The sequence below is a fragment of the Sphingobacterium populi genome (assembly GCF_001586775.1).
Taxonomy (GTDB): domain Bacteria; phylum Bacteroidota; class Bacteroidia; order Sphingobacteriales; family Sphingobacteriaceae; genus Sphingobacterium; species Sphingobacterium populi.
The window spans coordinates 363,186-376,225 of the sequence record NZ_LQXS01000003.1; the positions used below are offsets into that span (position 1 = coordinate 363,186).

The window sequence follows — 13,040 nt, forward strand, 5'->3', positions numbered from 1 at the left end:
TTCTTAAAAGCCAAAATATTTCATGTAATTGTCCAAATCCTTGTCGCCACGACCCGAAAGACAAATCACCACCGTTTCGTCTCCTTTGAAGGTCATTTTCTCCAGATGAGCCAAGGCATGCGCACTTTCGATCGCCGGAATAATGCCTTCTAGCTTGGTTAATAGTAACCCTGCCTGCATGGCTTCGTCATCGGTTGCGCTTGCAAACGTGCCACGACCGCTTTTGAATAACCAAGCGTGCTGCGGTCCAATGCCGGGATAATCCAATCCGGCAGAAATAGAATACGGCTCAATAACTTGCCCATCATCCGTCTGCATCAAGATTGAGCGACTGCCGTGCAAAACGCCCTCACGTCCTAAAGCAGTAGTGGCTGCAGATTCTCCAGAATGGACGCCGTGACCGGCTGCTTCCACAGCAATAATATTTACGGCATCATCGTCTAAGAAATGGTAAAACATACCGGCGGCATTCGATCCGCCACCAACGCAGGCAATCACGTGATCGGCATGGCTGCTGCCCGTTTGCTCTACCAATTGCTTACGCGTTTCTTCAGAAATAATCGATTGAAAACGCGCTACCATATCTGGATAAGGATGCGGTCCTACGACCGAACCGATGATATAATGGGTGTCTACTGGATTATTGATCCAGTCGCGCAGTGCTTCGTTTGTGGCATCTTTCAATGTTTTGCTACCCGATGTGGCGGGGACGACGGTTGCTCCCATCATTTTCATTCGAGCAACGTTGGGCGCTTGGCGTTCAATATCAATTTCGCCCATATATACTACGCATTCCAAACCTTTCAGCGCGCAAACCGTAGCCGTTGCCACGCCATGTTGTCCAGCGCCAGTTTCGGCGATGATGCGCTTCTTGCCCAAGCGCTCGGCTAGCAAAATTTGGCCGATGGTATTGTTGATTTTATGCGCACCCGTATGATTAAGATCTTCTCTTTTCAAAAAGATGCGTGCGCCATATTTTTCAGATAAACGGTTCGCTAAATACAATGGCGAAGGCCGTCCAACGTAATCTTTTAATAATTTGACAAAATCTTCCCGAAAGCTAGGGTCTTGGATGATGTTCAAATATTCATTTTGTAGTTCCTCTACATTCGGGTAAAGCATTTCGGGTACGTATGCTCCGCCAAACGGACCATAATATCCTCGATCATCTACTTGATATTGGCTCATGATGAATTATTTTGAGTGCTTTTTGTACTAAATCTATGTTTTTGAGGCCAGGGTTGATTTCCAGTTTGGAGTTAAGATCCAGTCCGACCATTCTACTATCTTTTCTTTCTAATGCGGTTGTGAGGTTATCCACACCGATTCCGCCGCTTAACAGATATGGAGTATTACCATTGTATTGGTTTAATAAATCCCAATCAAAGGTATTTCCGCTTCCGCCGTGAGCAGGTGTTTTTGTGTCAAATAAAAATAGATCAACGACCTCACGATATGAATCTAATAGGCTAAAGTCAAAGTTTGCATTCACACCAAAAGCTTTCCAAACCGTCAAGCCTTTGTTCTTTATTTCTTGGCAAAACGCAGGCGATTCTTGACCGTGCAGTTGTATCACATCCAGCTGAAATGCTTGCTGTCTTTCTACTATCTCTTCTACTGCCTGATCGACGAAAACGCCTACTTTAGGTACGTCGTATTGATCGAAAATCTGTGGATCTACATGACCCGCAAATCTTGGCGATCGCTCATAAAAGATTAGGCCGATATAATCTATCGGCAATTGAAGTAAGGATGCGATATTGGTCGCGTCCTTCATTCCACACACCTTTACTGCTAATTTATTATCCATTGGTCAACTTCAATAAGCTGTTGAGTGCTTTCTTTCCTAATAAGGATGATTCTGCTTCGTAAAAACAATCTCCAAAAGTTTTCTCTGGTTCTAATGTTTTGATGGCAAAGGCTGCATTGGTCAATACCACTTGATTCTGTGCATCGGTTCCTTCACCACCAATGATTTTTCGAAAAACAGCAGCAGACTCCGCCGGATTGCTACCGCCGCCGATCTGCTCTGCCAGCACAGGGTCAAAGCCAAGATCGGAAACTTGAAAGTAATGTTCCCCAGCGTTGTCGATCACTTTGAAATCGCCCGTTAGAGAGATCTCATCATATCCGTCCAAGGCATGCATAATGCTATATTGTTTTTTGCCACCCTGATAAAGGTACGCATACAGACGAGCTAATTCTAGGCTAAAAACGCCGACTGATTGAAATTCAGGATTTGCCGGATTGGTTAGTGGCCCTAACATATTGAAAAAGGTTTTGACACCCAATGCGCGACGGATTGGCGCGACAGTTTTCATCGCAGGGTGGAAGAGTGGTGCGTGCAAAAAGCAGATATTAGCTTCATCTAATTGCTTTTGTAAAGCATCGCGATCGCTGGTAAAGGAATAACCTAACAGTTCCATCACATTGGAAGAGCCGCAGCCAGAAGATACGCCCACATTGCCATGCTTCGCAACATGATATCCTGCTCCAGCAACAACGAAAGAGGCTAATGTAGAAATGTTAAAGGTATCCTTGCCATCACCTCCAGTGCCACACATGTCGATAAGGCGATAGCCGGGAAATTCCACTTGTAAGCAAAGGTCATACATCGCATCCCGAAAACCTTGTAATTCTTCAACTCGGATACTTCGCATGCCATACGTGGTCATAAACGCCGCTATCTGATGGCTGTCGTATCTGCCGGTGGCAATGTTTGTCAGAATATCATACGCTTCCTTGCGGTCGAAGGATTTGTATTCGAATAGATGGGATAATATCTCTTTCATCGGTTTTTAAATTGCGTGTTGCCGAGCGCGATCGGGATTATGCTTAGTCTTAATTAATTCGAACGTATCTCACGTCATAAAAAAAGGCTTGCCAAAAAGGCAAGCCCACTATTTCTATCAGTATATTTTGAAGACATAGGATGTTGCCACAACGTTAACCGTTATGCCACCACCAAGCTTTAAATGTACTGCTATTTCTCATTTTTATATAAAAACAAATATTGCGAATACTTTTTGATAAAACAAATTATTTGACAATCAATACGTCACAAAATGTGCACGATTTCCGCCTTTAGAAACTAACGTAAAGGAGGCAATCTTTGTGTTTTGCGTTAGCAAAGCAGTCATCTGCCGTTTGCCAGAGTATAAAAAAACCATGTCAGCCGTATCTTTCCCTTCGGTATCAATGTCCGCAACCTCTTTACGAGGCATCTCGTTGTAAGATACATATCTGATATCTTCTACACGTTTGCTTAGCAGATTTAGTCGTATCTCTGCTAAACTCGCCAGAAGATAGTCATACATCTCGTCATCAGCATCTTGTACCAATACATGTTTGCTAAGCACGATATCCAAAGCCAATTTAGGATTGGCGAGATCAGCAATGAATTGTTGTGCGGTCTGAATACTGTTCGACCGAGTTGCTGCTACCGAAGTAATTGTATCAGTCACCGTACTGATTTGCATAGCTTTATCTTGCGGTTTTTTTTCACGTTTTATGCGCATCTGCGCAAAGAGTGGCAGGCTTAAAACCGATAAACATATCGCGAGTAAAGTGTTTTTCATGCTGGTACTTTTTTAGTTGGACAGTGATGCGGTCGAAAGGATTAAAAAAGTCGTGACCAAACCGGGTAATCACCGTGACTATACTGGGCAATCACTTCAAATTGCTTTTTACATTTGAAAACATAAAAGCCGCCTGATTTGATGTCAAGCGGCTTTTTAAGGTCTAGTATTCATCTTCGTTGAAGAAGAAATCATCCTTAGTAGGATAGTCTGGCCATATCTCTTCGATATTTTCGTATGGCTCACCATCGTCTTCTAGTGCCTGTAGGTTTTCAATAACTTCTACCGGTGCTCCCGAACGAATTCCGTAGTCAATTAACTCGTCTTTGGTAGCAGGCCACGGCGCATCTTCTAAATGCGAAGCTAATTCAAGTGTCCAATACATAGTCTTCTCTATTTAAGCTTGTTACTTTTCGCAAAAGTAGCAAAATAGTTGTTTTATGCAAGTTTTGATACTTAATACCCATGTCAAAAAACATAACTGTCTATTTTTGAGATTGTTAATTTTTGTTGTTAGACATGTAATTGTACATACGTTGGTAGGTCAACTCTTCGATAGCTCTCGTATTCGTATCAAGCAAAGCGTCTGTCGCAATGGGCTGCAATACCGATACTTTAATACTACCCGGCTTCGATCCTAATCGGCTACCATCATCCCATAATAATTCCCAAGCATTGTGAATTACGATGGGCAATAGCATTACTTGATTGTCCTTGGCTAACCGAAATGGACCTGATTTGAAGGCGTGTAGTCGTGGAGGATATTCTTCATCAATCTTTCCTTCGGGAAATACAACAAGGGAACGCCCTTGCTTTAGCAATTCACTTCCTTTTTGGAATGCTCGAAATGAAGACATCCGATTGGCCCGATCGACGGGTATGTCAATAGTTTTGAAAAAGATCGCAGTAACCGGATTGCGCAACAGCTCGATCTTACCCAAGAATGAAAAAGGTTGTGGGCATAGGTGCGTGAGCACCGAGATATCTAATATGGAGGTGTGATTTGGGCATAGGACGTAGTTCTTAGACCAATCTATCGGTACTTCAAAATGAAATTTAAAGCGAATGCCGGCTAGGGCAGCACTAACAACGCTAATCCACTTACGCAATAAAACAAGCTTTTCATAATTGCGTTCAGGATTTTGCGCTAATACCAACAGTATCGGTAAGCATAGCGAAAAACATAAGAACGCCATACTCAGATAATAAATGCGATGTGCTTTCCGTAAAAATAAATTCATATGTGTTATACGAGGTAGAGGCAGTTTTAAAACGGATCGCGGATGTCTTTCACTACATAAAGTCCGAGAAGAAAAGGTTCGCAACTATTGTACGTTGCGAACCCCTCTATGTTATTTACTCAATTCGGTAAAGTATTTGTGAAACAGCGGGATTGTCTCAATACCTTTCAGGTAATTGTCAATACCATACTTCTCATTCGGAGAATGCAGGTTGTCGCTATCCAAGCCAAATCCCAAAAGAACGGTCTTGATACCTAATTCTTTTTCAAATAAGGCTACGATCGGAATAGAACCACCACCGCGCGTTGGGATTGGCATTTTGCCAAACGTTTCGTGCAAAGCTTTTTCAGCGGCTTTGTAGGCGATACTATCTGTCGGAGTTACGACTGGCTCGCCCCCATGATGCGGTGTCACTTTTACTTTTACATATTTGGGCGCGATGCCTTCAAAGTGCGATTGGAAAAGCTCGGTAATACGCGTCGAATTTTGGTTGGGCACCAAACGCATAGAGATTTTTGCAAATGCTTTGGATGGCAATACGGTTTTAGCGCCTTCGCCTATATATCCGCCCCATAGGCCATTTACTTCCAAGGTTGGTCGTGTACCAGCGCGCTCGATCGAAGAGTAGCCCGCCTCACCCCAAATCTCATTGATGCCAAGATCTGCTTTATATTCTTCCACATCGAATGGCGCTTCGTTCAATGCTTTGCGTTCTGCATCAGATAGCTCTATTACATCGTCGTAGAAGCCGGGAATTGCGATGTGATTATTTTCATCGTGCAACGAGGCAATCATTTTGGACAGTATCGTCGCTGGATTGGCCACGGCACCTCCATATACACCAGAATGAAGATCACGATTTGGACCAGTAACTTCCACCTCTACATAAGAAAGTCCGCGTAACCCGGTTTCAATCGAAGGCTGCTCCAGGCTAATCATTGCGGTGTCCGAGATTACAATAACATCGGCGCTCAGACGCTCTTTATTCTCTTTTACAAAAGTGCCTAAGTTAGAAGAACCGACTTCTTCTTCGCCCTCGATCATAAATTTGATATTACATGGTAGTTCTTGCTCGCTCATCATGTATTCGAACGCTTTTACGTGCATATAAAACTGCCCTTTATCGTCGGCTGCACCACGGGCATAGATTTTTCCGTCGCGCACAGTAGGTTCAAATGGAGGCGTATCCCATAATTCTAAGGGATCTGCAGGCTGCACATCATAATGTCCATAAACCAATACCGTCGGCAGCTTAGGATCTATTAATTTCTCTCCGTATACGATCGGGTATCCAGCAGTTTCGCAAACTTCGACCTGATCTGCACCTGCATCTTGCAGTTTTTGTGCAACGAAGGCCGCCGTTTTAATGACATCCTCCTTGTATTTAGGATCTGCACTTACTGATGGGAAACGGAGTAGCTCAAATAATTCAGCCAAGAAGCGATCGGTGTTTGCCGATACATAATCTTTAATTTTTTGCATGACTTTTTGTGTTTGTACAAAATTACTGAAATATTTTTTGTTTAATCTTGTAACATTATTCGCTTTCGTGCGACAAAGTAAGTAGACGAGTAAATAACTCCTATGAAAAGATAGTGTACAGCCTGTGAAAAAATCATCTTGTGCCTAACTAAACTGATATAATTAATTTAATTCATGAAAAAACTTGCTATTCCTTTAGTAATTGTTCTAACATTTCTATGTGCCTTGGGAGGGCACGCACAATCCAAAATAGGTGGTAAAGTAGTCGATGATACGGATAAAACCGGACTTCACAATGCTACTGTTATGCTCCTTCAAGCAAAGGATTCTATCTTGGTAGACTTTTCCCGCGCTGATGAAGCTGGTCGTTTTAGTATGACTAAACCTGATTCGGAGGACTATCTTTTGATGATCAGCTATCCCAAATATGGTTCGTTTTCGCAATTATTGGAAAAAGGCGCAGGTAATGTAGATATCGGTGAAGTGGGTCTTACTGGTGTAGCTAACTTGATCGAAGAAGTAATGATTACAGGACGAATTCCCGTTGTCATTAAAGGCGATACCATTGAATATGACGCAGGTAGCTTCACTACAGAGAAAAATGCAAAAGTAGAAGACTTGCTAAAAGTTCTTCCTGGTATCACGGTGGATGCATCTGGAAAGATCACAGCGCAAGGCAAAACGGTAGAAAAAGTTTTGGTAGACGGAGAAGAATTTTTCGGAGACGATCCAACCTTAGTGACTCGAAATTTGCGCTCGGATATGGTCGATAAAGTGCAGGTTTATGAAAAAAAATCAGACATCGCAGAAAGAACTGGTGTAGACGATGGGGAACGTATTCAAACCATCAACGTAACCCTAAAGGAGGATGCAAAGAATGGAATGTTCGGAAAGCTGGAAGGTGGCGTAGGGACGGATGATTTTTATCTCGGCAAAGCAGCTGTAAACAAATTCCGGGGATCGCAAAAAATAGCTGCATATGGTATTGCTGCCAATGATGGTACTGTTAGCTTAGGCTGGCAAGATGAAGAAAAATTTGGCCTTAGCGATGACCAGATGGAGGTATCGGATGATGGTAACATGTATTTTTTTGGTAGCGGGGGCGATGAGTTTAGTTATTGGAACGGCCGAGGACGTCCGCAAGCGCTCAATACGGGTCTAAGTTTCATGGATAAGCTTGGCAAAAAAGGTAATAAGATCAATTTAAACTACAAGTTTGGGCGAATCGAGAACAATGAGATTAATGAAGGTCTAAGTCAACAAAATTTACCAAATGGGACCTTCAATCAAAGCTCATTGAGCAATAGTAATGTGACCAATCAACGTCATCGTTTCAACGGACGTTATGATTGGAATATTGACTCTTTAAGTACGTTGATGTTAAAAGTATCTGGAACGAGCGGAAGAAGAGAAGCTCATGACTACGGCGAGGCGTTTAGTACCAATGCGGATAATCAACCAATTAACGACAACATAAGGGAACTGAGCACTGATGCCAAAAACTCCAATATTACTTACGATGGTTTATTCACCCGCAAGTTCAATAAAGTCGGACGGTCGCTGTCCATCCGTTTGGCTGGAAATATCTCTGACGATAACGGAGAAGGCTTTTTAAACTCGGTCACTAATCAGTACATAGGAGATACGATACGTACGGTTATCGACCAATTTAAAGAGATGTCGAGAAAATCGAATAATTTGCAAACATCTGCTACCTATACCGAACCGCTTAGCGAGCGTTGGCGCACTTCGATCGGCTATGCTTACAATAATTCCAAAACGCATTCTATAAATAACTCTTTTAATGCCAATGCTGATGGAGTTTACAATGAGTTAGATGCTGAATTTAGTAACGATTTTGACTTTAATACGGTGCGCAATAGTGGTGATCTATCTGTCGGTTATAAGTCAGAAAAAATAGAGTTCAACTTGAATAACAATGTACGCCATGACGACTTGTTTCAGCGTAATAATTACGCAAGTGAAGAGCTTGATCGTGCATTTGTAACATACAATCCAAGAGCATTTATCCGCTATAACATCACAAAATCTAAGCGTATAAACTTAAATGTAAATCGTAATAATATATTACCATCATTGATGCAGATACAGCCTCTGCGCCAAAATGAGAACCCATTGAATATTGTAGAAGGTAATCCGGATCTGACTCCAGCTCAGCGAAATAGTTACAGTTTGTACTACAACTCGTGGGATATGCTCCAGAATCGTTATACGTATTTTGGTGGTAATTTTAATCAAGAATACAATTCAATACAGCAGAATATCTTTGTAGAACCAAGCGGCGTTCGAACCATGCGATTTGATAATATGCGCGAACGTGTAAACAATTCTGGAAGTATTTGGGGGGGAGTTGGTAGCAACTTGATCAAGAAATATAAAATTCAAGGACGCTACGGCATCAATGCCAATATAACGGATGGTTATAATTATCAAAATAATGAATTGAATAGAAACCAAAATCTTACGTATGGACTTAGTTTTGCAGCGGAGAAAAACACGACAAAAAGTGTTGATTTTAATTTCAGCCTGAACCCAGGTTGGAGAAAGATGTCCTCTTCATTACAACCCGAATTCAACAGTTCTGGCTTTACCATGTCGAGCAACTTATGGTTCAAAGTATTTTTACCACTAAAAATCCAAGTTTATGGTACCGCAGCACACACCTACGAAGCTGCAACAGAAGCTTTCGATGAGAACTTTACTCGCTTGATTTTTACACCTGGTATTTCCAAAAGGTTCCTAAAAAATGAATCTTTAACCGCAGAGCTCTATGTGAATGATGTTTTCAATCAAAATATTGGATTTACACGCTTCCAGCAAGCAGGTATGATTTCCCAACAGCGCTATAATACTATTTCAAGGTATTTTATGTTCAAAGTAAGTTGGGATTTCAGTGTAATGGGAGGGGTTAGTAATTAGTAATTAAGTAAAGTTAGATATAACTATAACATGAAAAATATAATACAATTGATCGTTTTAATCGTCTGTTTGCCTGTTTTCGTGCAAGCGCAGTACGCCTACTTTCCGCAAGAGGGCGTGGTCACTTTCGATAAAACGATTCACATCAAGAATTTGTTAAGACGGCATGTAAACTCGCTCAAAGAAGGAGATTTTCAGCGTCGTTATATTGAGGAGTTAATTCCGAAGGTGAATGAAACCGTAGTGCTGAAGAAAAAACTCTCTTTTAGTGGTAGCGAAGCAAATTGGGAACCTATTAAAGAAACCTTGGACCCAATTGTCACCAATCTACTCAATATGGGTATACTCGACTATCAGAATGTCGGATATCAAAATCTGAAAACTAAAGAATCGCAGTCTTATTTCGATATGGCGGGTTCCAGCATTCTTCTCAAAGATTCATTGTTAAACGTCAAATGGAAGATCACAGACGAATACCGAGAAATCGCTGGATATTCTTGCCGCCGTGCCAACGGTGTCGTGCTGGATTCGGTGTACGTTGTTGCATTTTATACCGATCAGATTCCTTTGCCTACAGGTCCGAGTGCAGTACATAGTTTGCCAGGAATGATATTAGGACTAGTAGTTCCAGAGCAACACTATAATATTTATGCTACCAAAGTTGATTTCTCGTCGCCAGTAATAAAGGCTAACGTAGGCCCGAAACGTGCTACAGCAATGACCCGGCGCGAGATGGAAGCTAAATTGCGAGAAACACTTGGCGATTGGTTGGGGGAGAAACAAATTAATCTGATACTTGCAGCTATTCAGATTTAGCGAAATACGATAACAGATATACAACAAGAACGCTCCTCTTTTCATAAAGAGGAGCGTTCTTGTTGTATCGTAACTCAGGCCAGTTACACGATGAAATTCCATCCGTATGGATCTTCAATCTTTCCATAGCGGAGATCGTTCAAGTATTGAAACACTTTGTTAGAAAATTCCCTTGTTTCTACCGCCGGCAATTCATAATTCTTGCCTTCGTACCCGATTTTAGAAATATGTGTAATGGTTGCAGCGGTACCCGCAGCGAATGCTTCGGTTACTTGTCCGGATTCAATTCCTTGAATCAATTCTTCTACCGATACTTTGCGCTGTTCTGTCTTCAATCCCCAAGCATCTGCTAGCTCAATGATCGTACGACGGGTAACACCATGTAGAATGGTGTCGCCGTGCGGCGTAATGATGGTATCACCAATACGGAAAAGTAAATTTGCGGTGCCTGCTTCTTCGATATATTTATGATCGCGGGCATCTGTCCACATCACCTGGTCATAACCTTCTTTGTGCGCCAATTCTGTCGGGTACAATGCCAGTGCATAGTTTCCTGCATTCTTAGAAAAACCAACACCGCCATCGGCCGCGCGCGTATAGTGCGTTTCTACTTTCAAACTAATTGGCTTGCTATAGTAAGCGCCAACAGGTCCTGTAATGATTATAAATTTGTAAGAATCCGATGGATGGACGCCCAGTGCCGCCTCTGTAGCAAACATGAACGGGCGAATGTATAGCGAAGCACCATCTTTATTTGGCACCCAATTTTGATCTACCGCTAATAATTGTTTTAAGCCATCCAAAAAGATTTCTTTTGGCACCTCTGGCATTTGCAAACGTGCGGCCGATTTATTGAACCGTTCCCAATTCTTGTCCGGTCTGAAAATGCTAACTCGGCCATCATTCAGTTTGTATGCTTTTATACCTTCAAAGATGGATTGGCCGTAATGAAGTGCCGACATCGAAGGGCTGATTGAGATATCACCATAAGGCACGATACTCACCTCATTCCAAGTACCGTTGCTATATTCCGCGACGAGCATATGGTCGGATAAAATCTTGCCGAAAACCAAATTATCAAAATCAACGGCATTTAACCTTGATTGTTGTGTTTGCTCTATACGAATATTTGTGGTGCTCATAACTAAATTATTTTTACTGAAAGGCTGCAATTTAGGCAAAAAAAATATATGGAACTATTTCTTTTTCGTTGTGTATAATGTTTAATCAATAAATTTATTGTAATTGGGATAAAATTAGCGTATCTTTGTAGCAGATTCGAACATTATGCGTTTAATAAGTGAGAATCATACATATAAATCAGGATGGACACTACGCAAATGCTTCAAAAAGAGGATACTAAACGGGAAAATGAGGTGAATATGATTCAGTTTATTGCTGGATATTTCGTGTATCTTTACAAAGTTGCGGTCCGCCCCAATTGATCAATTATTCCAATTTCTGCTAAGAGCGGTTCTAAATATGTTCTATCATTCGCTAAGCGAGGAACTTTATTTTGGCCACCAAGCTTCCCTCTAGATTTCATCCAGCGATAAAAGGTGTTTTCTGGTGCATTATGCACGATAGGAAAAGTTAATGCCATATCTTTATGTCGTTTAGCATCATAGTCCGAATTTATCTCCTGAAGTTTGGTATCTAAGATTTCACAAAATTTTTGGAATGAGTTGGGTTGTTGAACGAATTCAATTATCCATTCGTGTGCTCCAGCCTTGCCATTATCAAAATATACAGGCCCGGCTGTATAATCTTTAACAGTTGCGCCCGTAGCGACACTTGCCGCTAGAATCGCTTGATCGGCATTATCTACAATTAATTCTTCACCAAAGGTATTGATATACGCTGTGGTGCGGCCTGAAATCTGAAATCGATAGGGCGATAGTGAAGTAAATTTAATGGTGTCACCAATCATATAGCGCCACAATCCAGCATTGGTAGATATGATTAAAGCATAGTTTTTGCCGAGTTCTACTTCGCCCAAAGCATACGTTTTGGGATTGGACTCCGCTATATTCTCCATTGGCAGAAATTCGTAATAAATTCCGTAATCTAGCATTAACAAAAGATCTTCCGAATCAGACTGGTCTTGGATGCCAAAGTATCCTTCAGAAGCATTATAATTCTCAAGATAATACATCTCTGCCGACGGTATCAACCGTTTGAACTCTTCGCGATATGGCTTAAAGCTCACGCCGCCATGGCCATAAAATTCCAAGTTGGGCCACACTTCCAGTAGATTTTGCTTTCCTGTTATTTCTAAGATACGTTGCGCCATTACGAGATTCCAGGTCGGTACACCGGCAAGGCTGGTCACGTCCTCTGCTATTGTGATACGCGCAATCTGATCGATTTTGTCTTCAAAATTAGGGTTTAGTGTCACCTCCAAAGTAGGTGTACGCTTAAACTCTGCCCAGAATGGTAAATTGCGAATCAATATGGACGACAAATCACCTGAGTAAGAATCGCTGCTGAAATTATTGAACTGGGAAGATCCACCAATGACAACCGATTTGCCTGTGAATACCTGATTATCAGGCTTATTGTGACAGTAGATGGACAGCATGTCTTTGCCGCCTTGATAATGACATTCTTCTAAAGCCTCACGACTAACTGGAATAAATTTGCTTCGGTCGGCTGTGGTACCAGATGATTTTGCAAACCATTTGATATCAGAGGGCCACAAGATATTTTGCTCGCCTTTTATCATGCGATCTACATATCCCTTGATCGAATCGTACGACTGTATGGGTACTCGATCTTTAAAATCCTCGACCGAAAAAATGCTTTTATAGTCGTACTGTTTGCCCCATTCTGTCGCTTCTGCCGTAGATATCAGACTTTGAAACCATTCCTCTTGCACGTCGTGGGGATATTTCATGAAAAGCTCAATTTGATGAATTCGCTTTTTCATAAACCACGTGAATAAAGAGTTGAGAATGGCCATGTGAGAGTTTATAGTTAGTTA

At 41.7% G+C, this 13,040-nt stretch carries 11 protein-coding genes; 2 read left to right on the forward strand and 9 right to left on the reverse strand.

The window, feature by feature from the left end:
* Positions 1 to 3: 3 nt before the first annotated feature.
* The 7 genes from trpB to A0125_RS09415 all read right to left on the reverse strand — a co-directional run bounded on the left by trpB (position 4) and on the right by A0125_RS09415 (position 6,301).
* Positions 4 to 1,188: a tryptophan synthase subunit beta gene (gene trpB / locus A0125_RS09385; protein WP_066754934.1), complete on the reverse strand. Its 1,185-nt coding sequence runs from the start codon at positions 1,186 to 1,188 to the stop codon at positions 4 to 6.
* Positions 1,166 to 1,810 carry a phosphoribosylanthranilate isomerase gene (locus A0125_RS09390; RefSeq protein WP_066754937.1) on the reverse strand — a complete coding sequence of 215 codons (645 nt, stop codon included), beginning with the start codon at positions 1,808 to 1,810 and terminating at the stop codon, positions 1,166 to 1,168. Before A0125_RS09390 ends, trpB begins: the two co-directional genes overlap by 23 nt.
* Positions 1,803 to 2,792, reverse strand: a complete 990-nt coding sequence (gene trpD, locus A0125_RS09395) for an anthranilate phosphoribosyltransferase (RefSeq protein ID WP_066754939.1) — start codon at positions 2,790 to 2,792, stop codon at positions 1,803 to 1,805. The genes A0125_RS09390 and trpD overlap by 8 nt, the downstream gene beginning before the upstream one ends.
* A gap of 258 nt (positions 2,793 to 3,050) precedes the next feature.
* Positions 3,051 to 3,578: a hypothetical protein gene (locus tag A0125_RS09400; protein ID WP_156472500.1), complete on the reverse strand. Its 528-nt coding sequence runs from the start codon at positions 3,576 to 3,578 to the stop codon at positions 3,051 to 3,053.
* Positions 3,579 to 3,741: 163 nt separating this feature from the next.
* Positions 3,742 to 3,963: a DUF2795 domain-containing protein gene (locus A0125_RS09405; RefSeq protein WP_017258669.1), complete on the reverse strand. Its 222-nt coding sequence runs from the start codon at positions 3,961 to 3,963 to the stop codon at positions 3,742 to 3,744.
* 115 nt (positions 3,964 to 4,078) lie between these two features.
* Positions 4,079 to 4,819 (reverse strand): lysophospholipid acyltransferase family protein, encoded by a 741-nt coding sequence (locus A0125_RS09410; RefSeq protein ID WP_066754942.1) that lies wholly within the window; start codon positions 4,817 to 4,819, stop codon positions 4,079 to 4,081.
* 111 nt (positions 4,820 to 4,930) lie between these two features.
* Complete coding sequence (locus tag A0125_RS09415; RefSeq protein WP_066754943.1) at positions 4,931 to 6,301, reverse strand: dipeptidase; 1,371 nt, start codon at positions 6,299 to 6,301, stop codon at positions 4,931 to 4,933.
* Positions 6,302 to 6,475: 174 nt separating this feature from the next.
* On the opposite strand from A0125_RS09415, the gene A0125_RS09420 reads away from it, so the two are divergent.
* Together A0125_RS09420 and A0125_RS09425 are read left to right on the forward strand one after the other, a co-directional pair.
* Entirely contained in the window at positions 6,476 to 9,241 is a 2,766-nt protein-coding gene (locus tag A0125_RS09420) for an outer membrane beta-barrel protein (RefSeq protein ID WP_066754945.1), read from the forward strand.
* Between the two features lie 30 nt (positions 9,242 to 9,271).
* On the forward strand, positions 9,272 to 10,057 hold the full coding sequence (locus A0125_RS09425; RefSeq protein WP_066754947.1) for a GLPGLI family protein: 786 nt from the start codon (positions 9,272 to 9,274) through the stop codon (positions 10,055 to 10,057).
* A gap of 83 nt (positions 10,058 to 10,140) precedes the next feature.
* Here the strand turns inward: A0125_RS09425 and A0125_RS09430 are convergent, their stop codons facing one another.
* Complete coding sequence (locus A0125_RS09430; protein ID WP_066754949.1) at positions 10,141 to 11,199, reverse strand: branched-chain amino acid aminotransferase; 1,059 nt, start codon at positions 11,197 to 11,199, stop codon at positions 10,141 to 10,143.
* Positions 11,200 to 11,474: 275 nt separating this feature from the next.
* Positions 11,475 to 13,019, reverse strand: a complete 1,545-nt coding sequence (locus A0125_RS09435) for a GH3 auxin-responsive promoter family protein (RefSeq protein ID WP_066754951.1) — start codon at positions 13,017 to 13,019, stop codon at positions 11,475 to 11,477.
* Positions 13,020 to 13,040 lie beyond the last annotated feature (21 nt).